Genomic DNA, 23,477 nt, shown 5'->3' with positions numbered 1-23,477 from the left:
AGGTCATGGCACAACATGGTGCGTTAGCAACACTGAAAGACCTGGCTGAAAAAGAGGTAGATGACGCCGCTGTCTTATTAGGAGAGATGCGTCGTGGCTGTCAGCAGGCAGAAGAACAGTTAAAAATGCTGATCGATTATCAGCATGAGTATCGCAACAATCTGAATACCGATATGGGCCAGGGTATTACCAGCAATCGCTGGATTAACTACCAGCAATTTATTCAGACGCTGGAAAAAGCGATTGAGCAACACCGCCAACAGCTCAATCAGTGGACGCAAAAAGTGGACATGGCTTTGAACAGTTGGCGCGACAAAAAACAACGATTACAGGCGTGGCAGACGTTGCAGGACAGACAAACCTCGGCGGCGTTACTGGCCGAAAACCGTCTGGACCAGAAAAAAATGGATGAATTTGCTCAGCGCGCAGCTATGAGGAAACCCGAATGATTACTTTACCCCAACTGATTACCACCGACACCGACGTAGCCGCAGGTCTTCAGTCAGGCAAAGCGGTAGATTCACCCGAGGATTTTTTAGCGCTGCTGGCTGGCGCATTAGGTGCGGGCGACGCGCAGGGTAAAGACGCTCCGCTGTCGCTTGCCGACTTACAGGCGGCCAGCAGTAAGCTGCAGAAAGGATTACTGCAAAAAAATGGCGATGCCGCACAGTCGGTCAAATTAACCGATCTGTTGGCGCAACAAGAGCTACAAACCGAGTCTTCTCTTGCCGACATGACAGACGCTCAGCAACTATTGTCTGCTCTCACACCTTCACTGAAAGCTAATGCCCTGACGACGCTGGGCAAAGTTGCTCAACAGGACGAAAAAAACACCACGCTGAGTGATGACGATCTCGCCAACCTGAGCGCATTGTTCGCCATGCTACCAGGACAACCGCTGGCTACGCCTGCCGTCGACAGCGCACCAGCCCCGGTTGATGCCACGCTTTCGGCGTTGTCACGTGGCGCTGCACACGGCGCGACGACTGATAATGCAGACGAATTGCTGCCGGGTGATGCCAAAAAAGGCAAAGCGGATGTCACACTTGCTGGCGGTGGTGCTAATCAGGCAAACAATACAGCACTAACCCCGCTGACGGCGGCGGCGAACGCCAGAGCTGAAATCGACAGCACCCCGTCACCGACCAGCATTGGCATGACTGCGGCCCCGCTAAGTGGTCCACAAACACACGCACAACCGTTACCGACGGCCGCGCCAGTGTTAAGCGCTCCGTTAGGTAGCCATGAATGGCAGCAATCACTGAGCCAGCACGTCACATTATTCACGCGTCAGGGCCAGCAAAGCGCAGAGCTGCGTCTGCATCCGCAGGACCTGGGTCAGGTACATATTTCCCTCAAGCTGGACGACAACCTCGCACAGTTACAAATGGTTTCACCGCACAGTCACGTGCGCGCCGCACTGGAAGCCGCATTACCGATGCTGCGTACGCAGTTGGCTGAAAGCGGCATTCAACTGGGGCAAAGCAACATCAGCAGTGAAAGCTTCGCTGGCCATCAGCAGTCTTCCGGGCAGCAACAGCAGGCTGGTCGCGCTCAAGGACAAGACATTTTTGCCGCTGAAGATGACGCAATACTGGCAACCCCAGCCTCGCTGCAAGCCGCTGCCCGCGGCGATGGCGCAGTAGACATCTTCGCCTAACGCCAGAGGTAGCATGATTATCCGCGTCTTTTCCACGCTTTGTCGTGGACAGGACACGGGATAATCAGCCCATAAGCTGTACCGAAACAGGAAGCCCGTATCTGATGACTGACTCCGCGATTAACAAAAAAAGTAAACGCGCTATTTGGATCCCTCTGCTGGTATTAATTACCCTCGCCGCCTGCGCAACTGCGGGTTATAGCTACTGGCGCATGCAGCAGCAGCCGTCCGCCAGCGTCAAAGCGGAACCGCCTCCACCGCCAGCCCCGGTATTCTTTGCGTTGGATACCTTTACCGTCAATCTGGGTGATGCAGATCGTGTGCTGTATATCGGTATCACGCTGCGCATGAAAGATGAGGCGACACGTTCACGTCTTAACGAATATCTGCCGGAAGTGCGCAGCCGCTTGCTACTGCTGTTCTCTCGTCAGAATGCAGCCACACTCGCCACCGAGGAAGGTAAGCAACAGCTGATTACCGCCATCAAAGAGACGCTGGCGACTCCGCTCGTTGTTGGGCAGCCGAAACAGGTTGTCACCGACGTTCTTTATACAGCTTTTATTCTGCGGTAAAGACATGGGCGACAGTATTCTTTCTCAGGCTGAAATCGACGCATTGCTCAACGGCGATAGCGAAACCAAAGACGAACCCATTTCAGGTATCGCAAAAGAAAGCGATATTCGTCCTTATGATCCCAACACTCAGCGTCGCGTGGTACGTGAGCGTTTACAGGCGCTGGAGATCATTAACGAACGCTTTGCGCGCCAGTTCCGTATGGGGTTATTTAACCTGTTGCGCCGTAGCCCGGATATTACCGTGGGTGCGATCCGTATCCAGCCATACCATGAATTTGCGCGCAACTTACCGGTTCCGACCAACCTGAACTTAATCCACCTGAAGCCGCTGCGCGGTACGGGTCTGGTGGTGTTCTCACCGAGTCTGGTATTTATCGCCGTAGACAACCTGTTTGGCGGTGACGGTCGTTTCCCGACGAAAGTCGAAGGTCGCGAATTTACGCACACGGAACAGCGCGTTATCAACCGCATGTTGAAGTTGGCGCTGGAAAGCTACAGCGACGCATGGAAGGCCATCAACCCGCTGGAAGTGGAATACGTCCGTTCTGAGATGCAGGTGAAATTTACCAATATCACTACCTCTCCGAACGACATCGTGGTGAATACCCCGTTCCACGTTGAAATTGGCAACCTGACCGGTGAATTTAACATCTGTCTGCCATTCAGCATGATTGAACCGTTGCGTGAGCTGCTGGTGAATCCGCCGCTGGAAAACTCACGTAATGAAGATCAGAACTGGCGCAATAATCTGGTGCGTCAGGTTCAGCATTCTGAGCTGGAGCTGGTGGCAAACTTTGCCGATATCCCGCTGCGGCTATCCCAGATTTTAAAACTGAAACCCGGCGATGTACTGCCGATTGAAAAACCCGACCGCATTATTGCTCATGTGGACGGCGTGCCTGTGCTGACCAGCCAGTATGGCACCGTAAACGGTCAGTATGCGTTACGCGTAGAACATCTGATAAACCCGATTTTGAATTCGCTGAATGAGGAACAGCCCAAATGAGTGATATGAATAATCCGTCCGATGAGAACACTGGCGCATTGGACGATCTGTGGGCTGACGCGTTAAACGAGCAAAAAACCACGCCCACCAAAAGTGCGGCCGATGCGGTATTCCAGCAGTTAGGTGGCGGCGACGTCAGCGGTGCTTTGCAGGACATCGACCTGATCATGGACATTCCGGTCAAGCTGACCGTCGAACTGGGCCGTACCCGCATGACCATCAAAGAGCTGCTGCGTCTGACGCAGGGTTCGGTTGTCGCACTGGATGGTCTGGCAGGCGAACCGCTGGATATTCTGATCAACGGTTATCTGATTGCCCAGGGCGAAGTCGTCGTAGTTGCGGACAAATACGGTGTGCGTATCACTGACATTATCACCCCGTCTGAACGTATGCGCCGTCTGAGCCGTTAATCATGAATACCCAGGCTACCGTTTCTCAACCCGCCGCCGTTCCCGGCTCACCGCTGGTGCAGGTAAGCGGCGCGCTGCTCGGGATCATCGTCTTGATCCTGGCGGCGGCCTGGGTCATTAAACGTCTGGGGTTTGCCCCTAAAAGTGCCGGTACGCGCGGGCTAAAAGTTACGGCCAGCACCTCACTGGGTCCACGTGAGCGCGTGGTGATTGTCGAGGTCGAAGATGCCCGTCTGGTACTAGGCGTCACAGCCTCGCAGATTAACGTCCTGCACACCCTGCCCCCGGCACCTGCCGATGCAGAAGAAAAAACGGCCTCCCCTGCGGATTTCCAGGCCATGATGAAGAGTTTGCTGAAGCGTCCTGGGAGATCCTGATGCGCCGTTTGTTATCCCTTACGCTGGCAGGCTTGTGGCTTTTCAGCCCCGTTGCCCTCGCCCAACTCCCGGGTCTGGTCAGTCAGCCTTTGCCGGGCGGCGGACAAAACTGGACGTTACCCGTGCAGACGCTGGTGTTCATCACCTCGCTGACGTTCCTGCCTGCAATTTTGCTGATGATGACCAGCTTCACCCGCATCATCATCGTTTTTGGTCTACTGCGAAATGCGCTGGGTACCCCCTCAGCACCACCTAACCAGGTGCTCCTGGGCCTGGCGCTCTTTTTGACCTTTTTCATCATGTCGCCGGTGATCGATAAAATCTACGTTGACGCATACCAACCGTTCAGCGAAGAGAAGATCTCCATGCAGGAAGCCATGGAGAAAGGCGCCCAGCCGCTGCGTGAGTTTATGTTGCGCCAGACCCGTGAAGCCGATCTGGCACTCTTCGCGCGCTTAGCAAACAGCGGTCCGTTACAGGGACCAGAAGCCGTGCCGATGCGAATTTTGCTGCCCGCTTATGTCACCAGTGAGCTGAAAACAGCATTCCAGATAGGCTTTACCATTTTTATTCCGTTTCTGATTATCGACCTGGTGATCGCCAGCGTGTTGATGGCGCTCGGGATGATGATGGTCCCGCCCGCCACAATCGCGTTGCCGTTCAAGCTGATGCTGTTTGTGTTGGTAGACGGTTGGCAGCTACTTGTCGGCTCGCTGGCACAAAGCTTTTACAGTTAGGGGCACGAAATGACTCCTGAATCGGTCATGATGATGGGCACAGAGGCGATGAAAGTCGCCCTGGCCCTTGCCGCGCCTTTGCTGTTGGTCGCTCTCATCACGGGTCTTATCATCAGTATTCTGCAGGCGGCGACCCAGATTAACGAAATGACGCTGTCCTTCATCCCCAAAATTGTCGCGGTGTTTATTGCCATCATTGTTGCTGGCCCGTGGATGCTTAACCTGCTGCTCGACTACGTGCGTACGCTGTTCAGCAATATCCCCTATATCATCGGGTAGACAACGTTATGTTGCAGGTGTCCAGCGTTGAGTGGCTCCACTGGCTGAATTTATACTTCTGGCCTTTGTTGCGCATACTGGCGCTCATCTCAACGGCCCCCATCCTCAGTGAACGAGCCATCCCCAAACGGGTAAAGCTGGGGCTGGGGTTGATGATTACCGTCGTTATCGCCCCATCGATTCCCGCCGTTGACGTCCCCATCTTTTCTGTTGGCGCGCTTTGGCAGGCAATGCAACAAATCCTGATCGGTATCGCATTAGGCTTCACCATGCAGTTTGCGTTTGCCGCAGTACGTACCGCCGGGGAATTAATTGGCCTGCAAATGGGCCTTTCCTTCGCGACGTTCTTCGATCCCGGTAGCCGTCTGAATATGCCGGTTCTGGCACGACTGATCGACATGCTCGCCATGCTGCTGTTCCTCACCTTTAACGGCCATTTATGGCTGATTTCGCTGCTGGTAGATACTTTTCATACTCTGCCCATCGGCGGCAATCCGGTGAACAGCAATGCGTTTCTCGCGCTGGCACGGGCGGGCAGCCTGATTTTCCTCAACGGGCTAATGCTGGCCCTGCCGGTAATGACGCTGCTGCTCACGCTGAACCTTGCACTTGGTTTGTTAAATCGCATGGCACCACAGCTGTCGGTTTTCGTCATCGGCTTTCCTCTCACTCTGACCGTAGGTATTTCACTAATGGCGGCGCTAATGCCATTAATTGCGCCATTCTGCGAACGATTATTCAGTGAAATTTTTAATTTACTGGCCGATATCGTCAGCGAAATGCCTGGAAAATAATAACCCTTATTTTTTATCCTGTTTTACTAAGGATTGTCCTAAATTTAAAAAGTGACAACATCCACCAGGATATCTCTGTCGCGGCTTATTTGTTTTTGCCTCACTCACATAACGCAACATTCACTTTACTTTAAGATGTTTCCTGGCAAATTATACGCAACTTTACGGGATAGTAAATTCGCCTGAAAAACAGCGAAAGCGTCATCTTGGGTCGTTATTATTCCGTTTAGTTGTGATGAAATAATCAGGTAAGGGGAATTATCGTTACGCATTGAGTGAGGGTATGCCATGTCAACGATTATTATGGATTTATGCAGTTACACCCGACTAGGGTTAACCGGATATCTGGTAAGTCGGGGAGTGAAAAAAAGGGAAATCAACAACATTTCCAACGTTGATGAACTCAGTCTCGCCTGTGTCTCTCAACAACCCGCTGTGGTGTTTATTAATGAGGACTGCTTTATCCACGATCCTGCTAATAGCCAGCAAATAAAGCAAATCATTAATCAGCATCCCAGCACATTATTTATTGTGTTTATGGCAATTGCCAACGTGCATTTTGATGAATATCTACTCGTCAGAAAAAATTTATTGATTAGTTCTAAATCGATTAAACCTGACTCACTGGATAAACTACTTGGCGATATTCTGAAAAAGGAAGTAGATATTGCTATTGATGTGAATCTGCCGACATTATCATTAAGTCGAACCGAATCCAGCATGCTGCGTATGTGGATGGAGGGTCAGGGAACAATACAGATATCAGATCAAATGAATATCAAAGCCAAGACGGTGTCATCCCATAAGGGGAATATAAAACGAAAGATTAAAACGCATAATAAGCAAGTTATCTATCACGTTGTAAGGCTTACGGATAACGTCACCAATGGTATCTTTGTGAATATGCGCTAAAACGTTCTGACTGGTGGCGACTCCACCAGTCAGAATCAAACAGCGAAACTCATCTCACTCCACTTTTTCCACAAAGATACCATCCTGATGACCTGATTCATTAAAGAACCAGATACCGAGCGGGTAGTCTTCCAGCGAAACCAGGTACATGGTGCCTTCACTAAACTCTTCGATTGCCAGTACCACGCCCGGTCGACGAGGACCGCCGTCCGTTTTGACTGTAACCCGATCATTCACCTTCATAGTTTTCCTCCTGTGGCTTTGTGCCAGTGTAGAACAAATTCCTTTTTCTGGCAGCGCTGTGCACGCGCGATTGCGGGTTTTATCGACGGTCTATACTTAAGTTGTGCGTATCTGATGTTTGGGTACGCTCCCCCGGTATCCTTAACGGTTGAGAGGTATGAGGATGAAAACCGCGAAAGAGTACAGCGATACGGCCAAACGTGAAGTCAGCGTCGATGTCGACGCGCTGCTAAAGGCAATCAACGAAATTTGCGAGAGTGAAATTCATCGCAGCCAGGATGACCCAGAGCGCGTCAGCGTTGACGGGCGTGATTACCATACATGGCATGAACTGGCCGATGCGTTCGAGCTTGATATCCATGACTTTAGCGTGTCGGAGATCAATCGCTGACTGAGGGCGAAAAAAATCCCGGCCCTTATCGGGTCGGGATCAAGCTTGCTTATGCAAGAAGCACTTGTAAATTCGTTACACCAGAAAATCTGATGTGAACCAAACCTTATCTGCAATTTTTTTGCCTGACAAGTAAATAATTCTCACCGGAATGATAAATATAACTAATGGGTGAGAGATCACCAGGTTACGGTCGAGCCAAATGTTCAGGCATCCTGGGAGAGCAGTCTTCGCTCTCCAGGCACCACCAGTTCATCTTCACGGAATGCTTCCCGTTTAACGCCAAAGCCGTCGTACCAGCGACACTCCACCATTCCGCTGGCATACCCGGTAACGATCATACGTGGGCCACCTTCTTTAGAGGTGACTTCCTCACTGACAGAAAAGACCATACCTGCCTCCTGTATCAAGAGAAACCTTTACACCTTAGATGACAAGGAGGCGTTTTGCGTAATCAGTCCTGTAACAATTAGTGCGAAACTCCGCGCACTCTGGCGACCGCTTTCACCAGCAAAACGACAATCCCACCGATGATAAAGCCGAGCACCAGGTTAAGCAGGGTCGGAAGCATTAGCGAAATCAATGTACTTTGCTGCTGAGCAAAATGTTCAATCGCATGATGCAGCGGCGATATTCCGTGTACCACAATGCCGCCTCCCACCAAAAACATCGCCAGTGTGCCGACCACAGAAAGTGTTTTCATAAGCCAGGGGGCAACCACCAGTAACCCTTTGCCCAACGACTGGGCAAGCAGGCTACGCTTTTCTGCCAACCAGTACCCAATGTCGTCAAGCTTAACGATAATCCCGACCAGGCCATACACGCCCACGGTCACCACTAACGCGATACCTGATAGCACCAACACCTGATTCAGCAAGGGTGCGTCCGCTACAATACCCAGCGTAATTGCGACAATCTCGGCAGACAAAATGAAGTCGGTACGTATTGCCCCTTTGATTTTATCTTTCTCAAAGGTGAGGGGATCCTGTGCGGCCAGAGCAGCCAGACGCTGCTGACGCTCTTCCGGGCTTTCTTTGTGCTTCCGCGCCTCCAGGGTATGCAGAACCTTTTCCACCCCTTCAAAACAGAGAAACGCCCCGCCTACCATTAATAAGGGGGTGATCGCCCAGGGAATAAATGCGCTTATCAATAGCGCCAACGGCACCAGAATAACTTTGTTAACAAACGATCCTTTCGCCACACTCCAGACCACCGGGAGTTCGCGGTTCGCCCGCACGCCCGATACCTGCTGCGCATTAAGCGACAGATCATCCCCCAGCACGCCCGCGGTTTTTTTCGCGGCCAGTTTTCCCATCACTGAGATATCATCCAGTAGCGTGGCGATATCATCGAGTAAGGTCAGTAAGCTACTTCCTGCCAAAATTTTCACCCTCAATATTATTTTTTTGCAGTCATAAGTATGAAGTAAAACACGCCATGCTGAAACTGACCTTTCTGGTCAACAAGTTTTTAACATCAACACGTAATTATAAATCTCGCCAGTAAGATAGTTTTGACGTTTACTATGTTGCACCTTTTTATTTCCACCGTGAGGGATTATGCGTTTCAGGCAATTGTTACCGCTTTTCAGTGCGCTATTCGCGCTGTACATCATTTGGGGTTCCACGTACTTCGTTATTCGCATTGGCGTTGAAAGCTGGCCGCCGTTAATGATGGCAGCCGTACGTTTTCTCTCCGCGGGCATTTTATTAACAAGTTTCTTACTTATTCGCGGGCACAAGCTGCCCCCCTTACGCCTAATCCTGAACGCCGCGTTAATTGGTATCCTGCTGCTGGCTGTAGGTAATGGGCTGGTCACCGTCGCAGAACACCAAAATGTCCCTTCCGGTATTGCCGCCGTTGTGGTCGCCACCGTCCCGTTATTTACGCTGTGTTTTAGCCACTTTTTTGGCATCAAAACGCGCAAGCTGGAATGGTTGGGGATAGCGATTGGGCTAGCAGGGATCATCATGCTGAACAGCGGGGGCAATTTAAGTGGCAATCCGTGGGGCGCTATTTTGATCCTAATCGGTTCAATAAGCTGGGCGTTTGGCTCGGTGTACGGTTCACGCATTACCCTACCCGTTGGCATGATGGCCGGAGCCATTGAAATGTTAGCCGCCGGTATTGTGCTGATGTGTGCATCGCTACTCTCCGGGGAAAAACTGACCACCATGCCAACATTTTCAGGCTTTATGGCGGTGGCTTACCTGGCCCTGTTTGGCTCCATTATTGCCATTAATGCGTATATGTTCCTGATCCGCAATGTCAGCCCGGCGCTAGCCACCAGCTATGCCTACGTCAATCCGGTTGTTGCCGTGCTGTTAGGTACCGGTCTGGGGGGAGAAAGACTGGCCCCTATCGAATGGCTGGCGCTCGGCGTGATCGTGTTTGCTGTGGTGTTGGTAACGTTGGGGAAATACCTGTTCCCTGTTAAAGCGGATGCCGTTGCTACCCCGTCGGAAAAAACGTTACAGTAAATGAATACCGAGAGTGTCGATCTGCGCGGTGTCACCACCGCCGCAGATCCACTCGATGACACGTTCAGATAACGCTTCATCGTCCAGCTTTTCGCGACCACGCAGGGCGCACTCCCAGACAATAAGTACGCGCCAGCCCAGAACCTGCAACTTTTCACAATCCCGCACATCGCGCTGGACATTTTTGCCTATTTTTTCCAGCCAGAATTCCGTTCGTGTCGCGGGGACTTTAAACAAATAGCAATCGTGGTGGTGCCAGAAACAGCCATGAGTAAAAATCACACAATGATAATCATCCACCACAAAATCAGGGCGACCGGGTAACGTCGCATCCTGCACGCGAAACGTTACCCCCTGCTCTGCCAGCACGCTGGCAAGGCGTTTTTCAATTGCGGTATCGCGGGTAGCTATCGCCCGCATATTTTTACTGCGTGTTGCTTTATCGTGAACGTCTGCCACGCTGGTTCTCTTTCTCGCGAATAGCAACTGCCTGCCTGATTTTCGGCTCCAGCAGCCTGGCCACCGCCGCAAATGCCGGAACGACCACCGAATTACCAAACTGGCGATAAGCCTGGGTATCTGACACAGGGATCCTGAACTTATAGCCCTGCGGAGATTCAAACCCCATCAGACGCGCGCACTCTCTGGGCGTAAGTCTGCGTGGGCGGTGTCGCTGATTCTGCGGATCGTCAAAATCTTTTTCACCCAGCGCCATATCCCAACCACGGTCAATCAGGATCTCCGCTCCATCCTTATAATAACGCGCAGATAACGTGCGCGTTACACAATCAGGGTTACCGGGATACACCATGCCATAGCCAAATCCATTGCCCCGCGCCTGATGCTTTTTCGCATAGCGATAGAGGTATTTCCACAACACCGGCGTCAGTACATATTTCGCATCGACGGTCGGCTCAAGCAGTTCCGCCAGCGTGGTACGCCGCGGCGGATAACGCGTGACAATATCCCGCAGCGTAAAGTCTGATTTCAAATTCAGATCGCGTCGGAAGCCGACAAGCACGATACGTTCTCGATGCTGAGGCAAAAAATGTTGCCCATCGATAATTTTCGGATCGTCCGGGCCGTTATCCGCCGCATCCGCTACGTCATAACCCAGCTCGTCCAGCGTTTGCATAATGATGCGAAACGTTTTGCCCTGATCGTGACTCTTCAGGTTTTTGACGTTTTCGAGCACAAATATGGCGGGCCGACGCGCATCGATAATGCGCACCACGTCAAAAAATAGCGTGCCTTGCGTATCACAGGCGAAACCATGTGCCCGCCCTAACGCATTTTTCTTTGATACACCAGCCAGAGAAAATGGCTGACAAGGGAATCCGGCTAACAGCACGTCATGTTCAGGAACATGCTGGCGAATATGTTCTGCCGCCTGCTGGTCACTCACCCCATCGTGATGGCTGAGTGTGATATCACGAATATCTTCATTAAAGTTGTGCTGGAGCGGATCGCAGTAGTTGTTCGCTTTATAGGTGCGCACCGCATGCTTGTTCCACTCACTGGTAAACACGCACTGCCCGCCAATCGCTTCAAAGCCGCGACGAATACCGCCAATGCCAGCAAAAAGATCGATAAAGCGAAAGGCATAATGCGGATGATGCGCAGGTGGTTTCGGCAACAAAGTATTCAGATGAATGAGCTCGCGGTCGCTGAGGCGATGCCATGTTTCATTAGCAACCACTCGTTTAAAAATGGCCGGGCTCCAGCGGTTCTCGCCAACGCCATTCAGATGAGCAACCAGCGTTTTCACGTCATATATTTCAAGCAACTTAGCCAACATCACCTGCACGTCGGTCTCGTTTTCATCTGTCATCGGGTTCATGGAGCCTGCTACTGAAAAATTATCCTGCATACATTTAACCGGCAGAAATGGATAACCGACAGATTAACATAAATTAGCACGGTTGACGTTTCAGCCTTATTGGCGACTAGCGCGCTTTAAAGGGTTGAATCGCGTCAAGATCCAGCATTTCGTATTCTCCTTTTAACTCCGCGCTCAGCTTCGCCATATACGTCAGTAAAAAATCCGCATTATGTTGTGCCAAATGCCGCCCTCGTTCGGTTTGCATCGTCAACGGCAACGTCAATAACTTGGTCTGGAAGTGATCGAGCGCGTACTGTTTATCGTCTAGGCTACGCTTTCGGGCAAACGGATCTTCCGCATCAAACAGCGCAACCCCCAACGCCCCTGAAACGGCAAATACGCGTGCTAAACCAATTGCACCCAGCGCCTCAAGCCGGTCTGCATCCTGCACGATTTTGGCTTCAAGGGTTTCTGGCGCGATTTTGGCGCTAAAACTATGCGCCTCAATGGCATGACACACTGCCGATAACCGCTGTTGTGGAAAATCCGGAAAATCGCGCATCAAAACACGACGTGTTTCCTTGGCTGCCAGTACCGACGAACAATGACGCTCAGGATGGTTCTTTGGCAGACTGACGAGATCGTGGAAGTAGCACGCGGTCAGCACCACCAGCCAGTCTACGGTTGCATCTGTACTCAGCTTTTGCGCCGTCATCCACACACGTCGAAAGTGAAAGATGTCATGTGCAGCATCTTGTCCAGAATGGTTATCAGCTAACCAGGCTTCAAATCGCGACTGCCAGTCGTGCAGTTTCATGCTATCTCCCTTTGTAGAAAGAAAATCACCTTAGCAACAATTTTCATTGCAGACCACTGCCCGCCTCATTACATAATCATTTTTTATTATTACACTAAAAACAAAACCCACATGTATTTATAAAATCCATGACAAAAATATCGAAAAGTAATTTACATGAATATTAAAAACAAATATTCAAAACAAATAAAATGCACATAGCAAATAAATGGATAAACACATATAACTCATTGATCAAAAACCATTTACATGACAAATACTAATGTAATCAACACACATATATAATTATATAAAGATGCAAAAGAAATATTTTGAAATATTTTAAATACATTTGTTACATGTTATATTTTAAATAAAATGAACTTCATAGATAGTATCCAAATGTAGTCACTCGGATAGTACTACATATTCATTTTAATTATCATGCAAAGGGAATACATAATGAAAAGAAAAGTATTGGCACTGCTTCTCCCTGCTTTATTAGCTGCAGGCGCAGCAAATGCGGCTGAAATCTATAATAAGAACGGCAATAAACTGGATCTGTACGGTAAAGTCGATGGTCTGCGTTATTTCTCTGATAACCCTGGCGACGATGGCGATCAGACCTATGCCCGTCTGGGCTTTAAGGGCGAAACACAGATCAACGACATGCTGACCGGTTATGGTCAGTGGGAATACAACATTAAGGCCAATACTGCTGAAGGTGAAGGCGCAAATTCTGCAACTCGTCTGGCCTTCGCCGGTTTAGGTTTTGGCCAGAACGGTACCTTCGACTACGGTCGTAACTACGGCGTCGTCTACGATGTAGAAGCCTGGACAGATATGCTGCCAGAATTTGGCGGTGACTCCTACACCCAAACCGACGTGTATATGACAGGTCGTACCAACGGCGTAGCCACCTATCGCAATAAAGGCTTCTTTGGGCAAGCTGATGGCCTGAACTTTGCCCTGCAGTATCAGGGCAATAATGAAGACGGTGGTTCAGGCGAAGGTACCGGTAATGGTAAAGGTCGGGACCTGACACGTGAGAACGGCGACGGTTTCGGTATGTCCACCTCTTATGACTTCGACTTCGGTTTAAGTCTTGGCGCTGCATACTCCAGTTCTGACCGTTCTAACAATCAGGTTGCTGCTGGCCGTGGCGATAGTAGCCATGCCAACAGCTATGCAGGCGGTGACACAGCGGATGCCTGGACCGTGGGTGCCAAATATGATGCCAATGATATTTACTTGGCTGCCATGTACGCAGAAACTCGCAATATGACCGCTTACGGTGATTACGGTATCGCCAACAAAACCCAGAACTTTGAAGTAGTTGCGCAGTACCAGTTCGACTTCGGTCTACGCCCTTCCATCGCTTACCTGCAGTCTAAAGGCAAGGATTTAGGTGGTCAGGAAGTGAGTCGTGGTAACTGGCGTTATGTCGACAAAGACCTGGTCAAATATGTTGATGTGGGTGTGACTTACTACTTCAACAAAAATATGTCCACCTATGTCGATTATAAAATCAACCTGCTGGATGAAGACGACAGCTTCTATGAAAGCAATGGTATCGCAACTGACGACATCGTTGCCGTTGGTTTAGTCTACCAGTTCTAATTGACGCAAAAATAAGCAAGCCCGCTTCATATGAAGCGGGCTTTTTATTTATACGAAACGTATTTTTTTACCACGCGGGCATTACAACGATAAACTTGTGAGGATACTCAAAGAAAAAAACATCCATGAGAACTGTCGTTGAAAGCGAGGCGTGCAAGTGCTTGAATAGTGGCGGAGAGAGGGGGATTTGAACCCCCGGTAGAGTTGCCCCTACTCCGGTTTTCGAGACCGGTCCATTCAGCCGCTCTGGCATCTCTCCGTTTTGGCGGTTGCCATGATGCCAGGTAATTTGGCATTTTAACAGACCCCGTTCCGTCAATTTCGTTCAAGTGACGAGTTTGCGAGCAAAACGATGATTAAGTGGCCCTGGAAAGAGCAAGAAACAACCCGGAGTGACGACTGGCCGTGGGACGACGCCCTGGCTATTCCTCTTCTGGTGAATCTCACCGAGCAAGAACAAGCCAGGCTTATCGCCCTGGCCGAGCGCTTTTTACAGCAAAAAAGATTGGTAGCGCTTCAGGGGTTTGAGCTGGATCCACTAAAAAGTGCGCGCATTGCGCTGCTTTTCTGTTTGCCTGTTCTGGAATTGGGGATCGAGTGGCTCGACGGGTTTCATGAAGTTCTCATCTACCCTGCCCCGTTTGTCGTGGACGATGAATGGGAAGACGATATTGGGCTGGTACATAATCAACGTGTTGTACAGTCCGGGCAAAGCTGGCAGCAAGGTCCAATAATCCTCAACTGGCTCGACATTCAGGATTCTTTTGATGCCTCCGGCTTTAATCTGATCATCCATGAAGTGGCACATAAGCTTGATATGCGTAATGGCGACCGCGCCAGCGGTATTCCGGCGATCCCTCTGCGAGATATTGCCAGTTGGGAGCACGACCTGCACGCCGCAATGAATAACATTCAGGATGAAATTGATCTGGTCGGTGAAACCGCGTGCAGTATAGATGCCTACGCAGCGACCGATCCTGCCGAATGCTTTGCCGTTCTATCGGAGTATTTCTTCAGTGCCCCTGAATTATTTGCACCACGTTTTCCGGCATTATGGCAACGTTTCATTCAGTTTTACCGCCAGAACCCCATGGAGCGGTTACGCGATACCCGCTAAGGTGGCCATTGTCGCTCACCAAATGTGCATTAACGCTGAATTTGAAGATTAATTAACCAATTGAAATGACGCGCTAATTTTACTGTTGACACCTCATGGTGAGGTCAGTAATATGCGCCTCGTTCACACGATTCCTCTGTAGTTCAGTCGGTAGAACGGCGGACTGTTAATCCGTATGTCACTGGTTCGAGTCCAGTCAGAGGAGCCAAATTCTCGTTTTCGTGCAGCTTCATTAATGCCTGTCTGGTTTTGATACAACAGCTTAGCGTGAAAACTTCTTCCGATGCATTTTGATTTTATCCTCCGCATCGGGAAAAATTGGTGGTCAAATCTGGGGTCCGGTTAGTTTTACTATGGAGTGACCCCATATGTCTCTTACTGACACCAAAATCCGCAGTCTCAAGCCATCTAATAAACCCTTTAAAATTTCCGATTCACACGGTCTGTACCTCCTGGTCAAACCGAGCGGTTCACGTCACTGGTATCTCAAGTACCGTATTAAGGGCAAAGAATCCCGCATTGCACTCGGTGCCTACCCAGTTATCTCCCTCTCAGACGCCCGTAGTCAACGTGAAGGTATTCGCAAAATGCTGGTACTGAACATCAATCCAGCAGAGCAGCGAGCAGTTGAACGCAGTTCTCGTATACCAAAGAAAGTGTTTAAAAACGTGGCACTGGCGTGGCATAAGAGCAATAAAAAATGGTCACAGAACACCGCCGACCGTCTGCTCGCCAGCATGAATAATCATATATTCCCGGTCATTGGTACGATGTCAGTTTCAGAACTGAAACCCCGTCACTTCATCACTTTATTAAAAGGAATTGAGGAAAAGGGTCTACTGGAAGTTGCATCCCGTACACGCCAGCACCTCCGGAATATCATGCGCTACGCCGTGCATCATGGATTAATCGATTCTAATCCGGCAGCAAACCTGGACGGAGTGACGGCTCCACCAGTAAAACGTCACTACCCCGCTCTACCGCTGGAGCGTCTTCCAGAATTGCTTGAGAGCATTGAGAGTTTTCAGCATTGCCGTGAACTCACCCGCCTTGCCATCCTGCTAACACTGCATCTATTCATTCGCTCGAGTGAATTGCGTTTTGCCCGCTGGCATGAAATTGATTTCGGAAATCAGGTCTGGATAATACCCGCCACGCGCGAAGCTATTGAAGGCGTGCGTTACTCTGGTCGTGGTGCCAAAATGCGCAGGCCTCATATCGTACCCCTCTCACAACAATCGATCGCGCTCCTGAAAAAGATTAAAGATATCTCAGGAGATAATGCACTCGTGTTCCCCGGGGACCATAACCCGTATAAACCGATGTGTGAAAATACAGTAAACAAGGCACTACGCCTGATGGGCTGGGACACGAAAGTGGAAATCTGCGGTCACGGTTTCAGGACAATGGCATGCAGCGCCCTTATGGAGTCCAGTATATGGTCACAGGATGCTGTTGAACGGCAAATGAGTCACCAGGAACGTAACTCCGTGCGCCAAGCATATATTCACAGGGCAGAGCATCTGGAAGCAAGAAAGGCAATGATGCAGTGGTGGTCGGATTATCTGGATACTTGCCGCAAAACCTATATACCGCCCTATATTTTGGGGAGAGAAAGAGCGACTCTTCAACCAGCCTAATGAATCAATCGTCCTGACACATCAAAGCCGCATCTGTGCAGACTGATGCGGCTTTTTACTTTGTCCAAACTTCATGGAAAACCGTTTCGCTAATACCGTGTAATAAATCCACATCTCTGAAAAAATGCTTAATAATTTAATTAAAAATAAAGAAAACTCCTGTCAGAACTGACAGTTTTATTTTATATTCAAAAGCTTTTAATAGACTCTCCATCTTTAAAAAACACTCTAAAAATAAACTTAAACAATGATCATGGGGTTTCTATGCACGTAAAATACATACGACTTAAACCATTTATTGTTGCTCCACTTATTACTGCAGCGATAGTCGCACCTGCCTGTGCACAGGCGAGTAGCGGGGATCATGCGGCTCCAGCATATACCGCTACACAGACGAAGGGGGATATGATTTATCAAAATGATGATACAGCCATTTCAGTTATGGGATCCTTACGTCTCATGGCAAAGGACGATTCAGCGCACAGTGTAGAACATAATATACAAAACAACGACTCACGTCTGGGTGTCGCACTACGACACAATATTAATGACAAAGGCTATTACGCGGCAGGTTATTATGAAACTGGCATACACGGTCTGGATTCCGCAACTGATAATCAGGGTAACGATGTTTATACCCGTCAGGCGTATGCGGGGATAGGTAATGATAAATATGGGGTGGTGACTTTCGGTAAGCAATATGCCCCAACCGACTGGGGGCTGGGAATTGATACCACCTATGCATACGGTGGCAAAGCCAAACATGATACCACTGGTATGTCGACCGATATTATTAACTCGGCTGTTATTTATTATTACAACACCAAGGCCTTCACGGTGGGTGTAATGGGCCAAGGGAATGACGATGTCGATAAAATTGGCTTTGGCAGCGGTTACGGCAACGGACCGGATATGCATGATGCGTACCACGATGGTTCCGCGACTGTTCACGGCGGCGCTGCGTTAGCAGCACAATATCGCTTCGATAATGGTTTCTCACTTTCCGGTACGGCAGCTTATAACAACTATTCTGTAAATCAGGGTACCATAACCACGGATGTGCCCATAGGTCCACACGGTGGTACTGTTCCAGTCACAACGGTGACCGGCCCTTCTTATAACGGTAATACCTATTCGATGGGGATGAACGCTAAGTACACAACCAGCTTTAATAGTTTCACCTGGTATAACGGCGTGCAAGCGACTTACTATATCAACAAAGTTGATGACGTTCAGGCAGCAACCAGCGGTGCCAGCAAACAGACTAACGACCAAGAAACGATTCTGGGTCTGGAATATGCCTCACAGTTCAAAATTACCCCTGAGTGGAGCGTCTATGCCAACTTTGACTGGACCGAAGGCGGTGATGCGATGGACGGTCAACACTTCCAGTCCACCACGCTGGGTACCGATTACTGGCTGGGGAAAAACGCAGTGACCTATATTGAATACGGTTATGAGAAAGCAAGCGGTAACACTGATGCGTCATATAATGTATCAGATCATCTGGCGGCGGTTGGCCTACGTATCTTCATTTAATGTGATTTGACCCAGTTCTATATTAGTAAAGTTCAAAAAATATTTGGGCTATCATTTCCTCCGTTGATGTTGTAACAATAAGTAGTCATAAATCTGCCGCAACGGACAGAACAAATTATGTTTTCAACAATAAATTAGCCGCACCAGTTTCAGGAGAGGAGGAAAATAGGTGACCATAGGTTTCCTCTGAAGGCTAACATTTATTTTGTCGGTGCACTCCATGCTTAACAAATATACTTCATGAGGGGAACTCACGTGAAGAATTACATCTACACTATCCCATTGTTGTCAGCAATTTATTCCGTGGGATGTTATGCCTATGATGATTTATCATCATGCTCACAATTCATACCAGATAATCATAATTATCATGTTATTGTAAAATATGATTTTATTAACAAGAAGGAAATAAATAGGTTTGTTGGCATCACTGATAAAAATGCAACTGAATTATCTACCCTGCAAAAACAAACAGTTAAGCCATTTGTCGATTGCATAAAAGACAAACTGAAATAAATTATCAATCAGGGCTGAACTAAATATTTCGAAAATAGTTCGAGCACGGTCCTTCCATAAGACATCTCTTAATCTCTGGCTCACTCAATAGCTGAACATTTTAGTTTCAAAAGAAAAGTTGTAGAGTTTGCCTCCCGTGCTTATCGGCAAAAATAAAGTGAGATAAAAAATTATTTTAACATTCGAACTATTTTCAAGCGACAGACCTGCAGAGTTTTTTCTGTGAAGAAAAAAGGAGACCATGACTTAGTTTTCTGTAATTAATCATCATCGATAAACTTGTTTTGCCCCATAACTACAAAGAGTCAAATATAACACATGAATATATCTCTTCATCTAAACCTCACATAGGTAACGATTTTAACTTCTCGGTTTTTAATATTTGCAACCCCCTGATTTTCATTGATATAGTGCATACCACAACGAATCATAACTTTCTGAGACGCTATATTATCCTTTTCACACCTAGCAATTATCTGAGTTACATTTTGTGTTGTAAATGAAAAATCGATAAGCGCACCTAAAGCTTCTGTACAATATCCTTTACGCCAAAATGGCACACCTAACCAATACCCAACCTCTGCCTTTAGCATGTCTTTTTTTTGAAAAGAAACAGCACCAATTAAATTACCACCATGTTTCAAATGAATAGATAGCGTAACATTTTCACCTAACTTCGTTTTCTGGATAGTTTTGTTCAACCAGTCGACAGATTCCTCGATTGAAAAAGGAGAACTAAAGCAACGAGTCCATTGTGCGAGTTTAGGATCACAGACCAGTCGCTGTAACTCTGGAGCATCACTTAATCTAAATGGATTTAGAATCAATCGTTTAGTTAGTAACTCCATCACTACATCCCTATTTAAAAAATAATAGCATTAAAGCCACATAAAAACACAGTGTACACCACTTACTGGCAGGTAGTGCTCCCTGAAATCTGCATGGCTAAATCGAAACACTTTCATCTTTTCACCAAGTGACATATCAATCCTCATCTATTTTTGGAATTAAATTTATCGATTAGCTTGACGCTGACGATCCAATAAAGTGACGTTATACAGAAATAAAAGTGAACTAGCAGAATATAAAAGATTATTAATTTAATTTTAGTGCACTTGCCCACATTTCTGACTCAACTAGAATTCTGGTAGGAGTCGCACCAACATGGCTTGTGCAATCCGGAACTACTAAGCTCCGAATCAGGATTGACTAACGGTGTGGTGTCCGCCCTATCCCTGTAATTTCTGGAAAAAAACGGTCTTCAGCAAAACCGGTGCAGTGACCGTAGTACGAACAGAGCACTTCATCACCGCTTGTTGACGGTAACGAACTGACGCAATAAGAAGAACAGTAGTTAGGATAGTGTGCAAAAGTCCAACCTCTAATGTTAAACATGCTTTATAACTTCATTGATAAACCCCTCCCTGTCAGAACTGACAGTTTCATCTCATATTCAAAAGTGTTTAATAGTTTGATGTTTTTAAGGGTTCTGTGAAAAAATGGAAAATATTAAGTTATATACGCATAAGAAAAACAAAAGTGAGATATTCCTAAAAAACACCTCACGCCTTTCCAATAATCGCTTCCAGGCTACTTTTAAGTTAGTCCCTGAGCATCACTTTTACTCTGACTTTCTCGCCTGTGCAAATGGGATAAACCCTTTATTTCTACTGGAATGTGCAAGACAGGTTGAAACATATTTGTCGCATACTGAGTTTGGTATCAAGTTAGGTAATAAATTCTTGCTCAATAACTGGTCCCTAACATGTTACCCATCTAAAGCCGTAGTTACTGAAGACCTTATAGCAGATATTCACACCAAGTACCCAATTACAATTAAAACAATAAAAAATGAGTTTAATTTTTCTTTTAAATTACAAGACATAGTCATAGGCACCGTAATAATAGGTGTAAGATATATAACAAGTCATTGTTATAAACTCATTCGCAAAACACCAGTTGAAACCACAAATTCATCAATCGCAATCCCTCTATCGCCTAAATGTGTTTGTTACACAAAACTTGATAATGTCATTCTGGCAGATTTGAATGATAACGGACCGTATATCAATGCAAGAATAAAGATTGATGAAAATAACAAATCGCTGAATGATCATGAGCAAGATCACATCACAGGTTTGAACATAACTGAATCAGCAAAACAAATATGTTATTGTTACCTATCGATATACATGCATGAAGAAACCGAACGATTTATTCTTGTGAGTATGGAAGCACATTTCATGTGCTATGTGGAAAAACTCATTCCTGCAATCGTTTCAATCAAAAAGATTACATTCCAAAACAATACCTATTCATTCGATATTGATATAACCCAGAATAAAAAAACATTGGCAACCGTTAGCTTAGTACTGAGAGGTGAATATGAATAGATTAAGAAGTTTACTGACAGATGTCTTCGGTGTTTCTGAAAAAGACCTTCAGGATGACAGAACTCTTGATGATATGGGGCTAGATTCTATAAGCATAGTGGAATTTCAGATTGAAATCGAAAGAACTTTTAATATTGAAAGTGGCCAATTAGCTCTGGTCAATAAAGATACGTTGCAAAGTATTATGGAAAGGATCAGAGGATTACAACATGCAAAATTAAAAGGCGCATGATTATGAAAAGTAAAGTCGTGGTTACAGGGATGGGAATTATCTCCTCCGCTGGCCATTCCCCAGAGGCATGCCACTCGACCCTGCTTCAGGGACTGGGAATGGCAAAACCTGATCCCCGCCTGAGAAGGCTTGAAGTCTCATGGTCATGCCCTATTCAGGATTTCATACCCGATCAGCATATGAGTAAATCATTGATCTGGCGGAGCGACCCTTTTATTCAGTATGCATTATATGCTGCGCGTAGCGCTGTCGAGGATGCAGGTTTAGGCAAAGCTTACAGAGGGCCGAAAACAGGTATCGTACTCGGTAATTCGCTTGCAGGTATAACCTATCTAGAAGCACTGAACAAAAGAGCAATACAGGAAGACGTCGGGACTATTGGATCTCGCTATCTCTTGTCTACAATGGGAAGTATGGCGATTGGTAATATAGCAATTGAACTCGGTATTAATGGTCCAACATACCTGATTGGTACAGCATGCTCATCCGGTACCGATGCAATTGGAACAGCCAAAAGCCTTATTGAAAGCGGACAATGCGACAATGTTCTTGCCGGAGGCAGCGAGGCACCGATCACATCATTGGTTGTGTCCTCTTTCACAAAAATAGGCGCACTTTCGAAAAATAGTAACTTGTCGCTAGCATCACGTCCGTTTGATAAAGAAAGGGATGGCTTTGTTATCTCTGAAGGGGCAGCGATCATGGTATTAGAAAATGAGAAAAATGCGCTAGCTCGCGGAGCCAGGATCTATGCGACGTTATCCGGATATGGTTCAGCAAATGATGCACATCATATTACATCGCCCTCACCTGATGGTTTCGGATTATCTCAATCAATTTATAAGGCTCTAGAAGATGCTTCTTTAACTCCGAGCGATATTCAATGCATTAATGCACATGGTTCGTCTACACCATTGAATGACTCCCTTGAGGGATGTGTTATATCCAATATATTCGGAGACTATCCTTGGGTGACATCAACTAAAGGCGTTACCGGGCATAGTCTCGCCGCAACAGGAGCTATGGAAGCCGTCTTTTCTGTACTCACGATGCTAAATGATGAAATTCCGCCTGTTGCCGGGTTACAAAATGTTGATGAAGCAATAAAAGTAAATATCGCAACAGGTATTATCCGGGGGGCAGGTATTAAAAATATACTCAGCACATCCCTTGGGTTTGGCGGGCAAAATTCTGCGCTTATTTTTTCCCAATACAGTAGAGGGGAAATGATATGAACCTCAAAAAAATCAAATTATTTGCGATAGATAGTGATGGTGTTGTTCTGAATGACACCTACAGCCCGGCAATTAAAATTTTTGTTGAATCACTTGGTGTGAATTACTCCTCACTGATCGAACGTAGCGTCTGGGGTTCACCACAAGCAACTGCCGGCCATAACCTCGCACTAGCCTGTAAACTGCCCTATTCAGGTGAAAAAGTCATTAAGGATTTTTTCAAAACAAGAGAGGATTACTTGAAAGATCACCCAGTTGAAGTCCTCCCGGGTATCGAATCAACATTGGCATTGCTGAACAATACAGGTTCACGCATTACATGCTATGGGGGAAGAAATAAGGAATATAGCTTCGACACGTATTTAAAATCCTATGAAAATTACTTTGATAAAAAGATTCCATATATTGACATTAATGCTTTCCGCCCCGGGATGTATGAAATCATAAAAGAAATATTTGGTCTGGATTTTGATGAGGTTGTTTTCATTGATGATATTAATAGGGTCGCTGAAGTATGTAAGTCACTCGGAGCAGGGTTTATCGGCGTTCCTGCATCGATGCCACATAACTACCAGCGTGAAGAAATGGTCGCTACTGGTGTGAAGTATATGGTGAATAAATTCACCGATATTAATGAAGAACTCATATATGAGGCCGACAATAATCTGCTCTCTGCAGATTATTGGAAATGACATAAGGTGCA

General features: G+C 47.3%; 27 protein-coding genes, 2 tRNA genes and 1 pseudogene. 22 read left to right on the top strand and 8 right to left on the bottom strand.

All coding sequences use genetic code 11. The features are described 5' to 3' along the window. Positions 1–5 precede the first annotated feature (5 nt). The 10 genes and pseudogenes from fliJ (at position 6) to rcsA (ending at position 6,750) form a co-directional block, all read left to right on the top strand. Positions 6–449 (top strand): flagellar export protein FliJ, encoded by a 444-nt coding sequence (gene fliJ / locus OGY04_RS03785; protein ID WP_003834052.1) that lies wholly within the window; start codon positions 6–8, stop codon positions 447–449. Next, positions 446–1,660: a flagellar hook length control protein FliK gene (gene fliK / locus OGY04_RS03780; RefSeq protein WP_286584798.1), complete on the top strand. Its 1,215-nt coding sequence runs from the start codon at positions 446–448 to the stop codon at positions 1,658–1,660. Before fliJ ends, fliK begins: the two co-directional genes overlap by 4 nt. A 104-nt stretch (positions 1,661–1,764) precedes the next feature. Further along, the gene (fliL, locus tag OGY04_RS03775; protein WP_003834054.1) at positions 1,765–2,232 is read left to right on the top strand and encodes a flagellar basal body-associated protein FliL; all 468 of its coding nucleotides are present in this window, start codon (positions 1,765–1,767) and stop codon (positions 2,230–2,232) included. Positions 2,233–2,236: 4 nt separating this feature from the next. Continuing rightward, entirely contained in the window at positions 2,237–3,241 is a 1,005-nt protein-coding gene (gene fliM, locus OGY04_RS03770; RefSeq protein WP_003030434.1) for a flagellar motor switch protein FliM, read from the top strand. Beyond that, positions 3,238–3,651: a flagellar motor switch protein FliN gene (fliN, locus tag OGY04_RS03765; RefSeq protein ID WP_003030433.1), complete on the top strand. Its 414-nt coding sequence runs from the start codon at positions 3,238–3,240 to the stop codon at positions 3,649–3,651. The genes fliM and fliN overlap by 4 nt, the downstream gene beginning before the upstream one ends. Then, positions 3,651–4,028: a flagellar biosynthetic protein FliO gene (gene fliO, locus OGY04_RS03760; RefSeq protein ID WP_103014243.1), complete on the top strand. Its 378-nt coding sequence runs from the start codon at positions 3,651–3,653 to the stop codon at positions 4,026–4,028. Before fliN ends, fliO begins: the two co-directional genes overlap by 1 nt. Continuing rightward, positions 4,028–4,765 (top strand): flagellar type III secretion system pore protein FliP, encoded by a 738-nt coding sequence (gene fliP, locus OGY04_RS03755; RefSeq protein WP_003834056.1) that lies wholly within the window; start codon positions 4,028–4,030, stop codon positions 4,763–4,765. The genes fliO and fliP overlap by 1 nt, the downstream gene beginning before the upstream one ends. 9 nt (positions 4,766–4,774) lie before the next feature. Next, a complete protein-coding gene (fliQ, locus tag OGY04_RS03750) occupies positions 4,775–5,044 on the top strand; it encodes a flagellar biosynthesis protein FliQ (RefSeq protein ID WP_008785117.1) in 270 nt (89 codons plus the stop codon). Positions 5,045–5,052: 8 nt separating this feature from the next. Further along, positions 5,053–5,893 (top strand): annotated as a pseudogene (gene fliR, locus OGY04_RS03745) (flagellar biosynthetic protein FliR). Between the two features lie 233 nt (positions 5,894–6,126). After that, positions 6,127–6,750: a transcriptional regulator RcsA gene (gene rcsA, locus OGY04_RS03740; protein ID WP_003030421.1), complete on the top strand. Its 624-nt coding sequence runs from the start codon at positions 6,127–6,129 to the stop codon at positions 6,748–6,750. 54 nt (positions 6,751–6,804) lie between these two features. Here the strand turns inward: rcsA and dsrB are convergent, their stop codons facing one another. Next, entirely contained in the window at positions 6,805–6,993 is a 189-nt protein-coding gene (gene dsrB / locus OGY04_RS03735; protein WP_003030419.1) for a protein DsrB, read from the bottom strand. Positions 6,994–7,156: 163 nt separating this feature from the next. Between dsrB and yodD the strand changes: the two genes are divergently transcribed. Beyond that, positions 7,157–7,384: a YodD family peroxide/acid resistance protein gene (gene yodD / locus OGY04_RS03730; protein WP_003030417.1), complete on the top strand. Its 228-nt coding sequence runs from the start codon at positions 7,157–7,159 to the stop codon at positions 7,382–7,384. A gap of 206 nt (positions 7,385–7,590) precedes the next feature. Here the strand turns inward: yodD and OGY04_RS03725 are convergent, their stop codons facing one another. Both OGY04_RS03725 and OGY04_RS03720 read right to left on the bottom strand, forming a co-directional pair. After that, complete coding sequence (locus OGY04_RS03725) at positions 7,591–7,776, bottom strand: YodC family protein (protein WP_286584795.1); 186 nt, start codon at positions 7,774–7,776, stop codon at positions 7,591–7,593. 77 nt (positions 7,777–7,853) lie between these two features. Next, positions 7,854–8,765: a DUF808 domain-containing protein gene (locus tag OGY04_RS03720; RefSeq protein WP_100272212.1), complete on the bottom strand. Its 912-nt coding sequence runs from the start codon at positions 8,763–8,765 to the stop codon at positions 7,854–7,856. A 178-nt stretch (positions 8,766–8,943) separates the two neighbouring features. Between OGY04_RS03720 and yedA the strand changes: the two genes are divergently transcribed. Further along, the gene (yedA, locus tag OGY04_RS03715) at positions 8,944–9,864 is read left to right on the top strand and encodes a drug/metabolite exporter YedA (protein ID WP_003834062.1); all 921 of its coding nucleotides are present in this window, start codon (positions 8,944–8,946) and stop codon (positions 9,862–9,864) included. On the opposite strand, the gene OGY04_RS03710 is transcribed toward yedA, so the two are convergent. The 3 genes from OGY04_RS03710 to OGY04_RS03700 all read right to left on the bottom strand — a co-directional run bounded on the left by OGY04_RS03710 (position 9,856) and on the right by OGY04_RS03700 (position 12,503). Then, on the bottom strand, positions 9,856–10,323 hold the full coding sequence (locus tag OGY04_RS03710) for a very short patch repair endonuclease (RefSeq protein ID WP_286584793.1): 468 nt from the start codon (positions 10,321–10,323) through the stop codon (positions 9,856–9,858). The two genes, yedA and OGY04_RS03710, sit on opposite strands and share 9 nt — an antisense overlap. Next, positions 10,304–11,734, bottom strand: coding sequence for a DNA cytosine methyltransferase (locus OGY04_RS03705; protein WP_395227200.1), 1,431 nt, complete (start codon positions 11,732–11,734; stop codon positions 10,304–10,306). Before OGY04_RS03705 ends, OGY04_RS03710 begins: the two co-directional genes overlap by 20 nt. A 76-nt stretch (positions 11,735–11,810) precedes the next feature. After that, complete coding sequence (locus tag OGY04_RS03700; RefSeq protein WP_111465419.1) at positions 11,811–12,503, bottom strand: phosphohydrolase; 693 nt, start codon at positions 12,501–12,503, stop codon at positions 11,811–11,813. 441 nt (positions 12,504–12,944) lie between these two features. Here OGY04_RS03700 and OGY04_RS03695 point away from each other — a divergent pair, with 441 nt between their 5' ends. Beyond that, entirely contained in the window at positions 12,945–14,102 is a 1,158-nt protein-coding gene (locus OGY04_RS03695) for a porin (RefSeq protein ID WP_020996646.1), read from the top strand. Between the two features lie 169 nt (positions 14,103–14,271). Here the strand turns inward: OGY04_RS03695 and OGY04_RS03690 are convergent. Beyond that, positions 14,272–14,361 (bottom strand) — tRNA-Ser (locus OGY04_RS03690). 93 nt (positions 14,362–14,454) lie between these two features. On the opposite strand from OGY04_RS03690, the gene mtfA reads away from it, so the two are divergent. The 5 genes from mtfA (at position 14,455) to OGY04_RS03665 (ending at position 18,914) form a co-directional block, all read left to right on the top strand. Then, positions 14,455–15,219, top strand: coding sequence for a DgsA anti-repressor MtfA (gene mtfA / locus OGY04_RS03685; RefSeq protein WP_032943883.1), 765 nt, complete (start codon positions 14,455–14,457; stop codon positions 15,217–15,219). A 132-nt stretch (positions 15,220–15,351) separates the two neighbouring features. Continuing rightward, positions 15,352–15,427: transfer RNA gene (locus OGY04_RS03680), tRNA-Asn, on the top strand. 160 nt (positions 15,428–15,587) lie between these two features. Further along, positions 15,588–16,859 carry a tyrosine-type recombinase/integrase gene (locus OGY04_RS03675; RefSeq protein ID WP_286584791.1) on the top strand — a complete coding sequence of 424 codons (1,272 nt, stop codon included), beginning with the start codon at positions 15,588–15,590 and terminating at the stop codon, positions 16,857–16,859. A 264-nt stretch (positions 16,860–17,123) separates the two neighbouring features. After that, positions 17,124–18,398: a porin gene (locus OGY04_RS03670; protein ID WP_349596118.1), complete on the top strand. Its 1,275-nt coding sequence runs from the start codon at positions 17,124–17,126 to the stop codon at positions 18,396–18,398. A gap of 255 nt (positions 18,399–18,653) precedes the next feature. Next, a complete protein-coding gene (locus OGY04_RS03665; RefSeq protein WP_141711930.1) occupies positions 18,654–18,914 on the top strand; it encodes a hypothetical protein in 261 nt (86 codons plus the stop codon). A gap of 332 nt (positions 18,915–19,246) precedes the next feature. On the opposite strand, the gene OGY04_RS03660 is transcribed toward OGY04_RS03665, so the two are convergent. Next, positions 19,247–19,762, bottom strand: a complete 516-nt coding sequence (locus OGY04_RS03660) for a GNAT family N-acetyltransferase (protein ID WP_057068822.1) — start codon at positions 19,760–19,762, stop codon at positions 19,247–19,249. A gap of 651 nt (positions 19,763–20,413) precedes the next feature. On the opposite strand from OGY04_RS03660, the gene OGY04_RS03655 reads away from it, so the two are divergent. Genes OGY04_RS03655 through OGY04_RS03640 form a run of 4 tightly spaced genes read left to right on the top strand, consistent with a single transcriptional unit; the run spans position 20,414 to position 23,466 of the window. After that, entirely contained in the window at positions 20,414–21,307 is an 894-nt protein-coding gene (locus OGY04_RS03655) for an AfsA-related hotdog domain-containing protein (protein WP_286584789.1), read from the top strand. Next, the gene (locus OGY04_RS03650) at positions 21,300–21,539 is read left to right on the top strand and encodes an acyl carrier protein (RefSeq protein ID WP_057069159.1); all 240 of its coding nucleotides are present in this window, start codon (positions 21,300–21,302) and stop codon (positions 21,537–21,539) included. Before OGY04_RS03655 ends, OGY04_RS03650 begins: the two co-directional genes overlap by 8 nt. A gap of 2 nt (positions 21,540–21,541) precedes the next feature. Beyond that, complete coding sequence (locus tag OGY04_RS03645; RefSeq protein WP_057069160.1) at positions 21,542–22,774, top strand: beta-ketoacyl-[acyl-carrier-protein] synthase family protein; 1,233 nt, start codon at positions 21,542–21,544, stop codon at positions 22,772–22,774. Continuing rightward, on the top strand, positions 22,771–23,466 hold the full coding sequence (locus tag OGY04_RS03640; protein WP_057069162.1) for an HAD family hydrolase: 696 nt from the start codon (positions 22,771–22,773) through the stop codon (positions 23,464–23,466). The genes OGY04_RS03645 and OGY04_RS03640 overlap by 4 nt, the downstream gene beginning before the upstream one ends. Positions 23,467–23,477: the final 11 nt, after the last annotated feature.

It is taken from the genome of Citrobacter sp. Cpo091, from assembly GCF_030332645.1.
Taxonomy (GTDB): Bacteria; Pseudomonadota; Gammaproteobacteria; order Enterobacterales; family Enterobacteriaceae; genus Citrobacter; species Citrobacter portucalensis.
The sequence above is the reverse complement of the archived record's forward strand: the minus strand, read 5'-3'. Positions and strand labels throughout refer to the sequence as shown.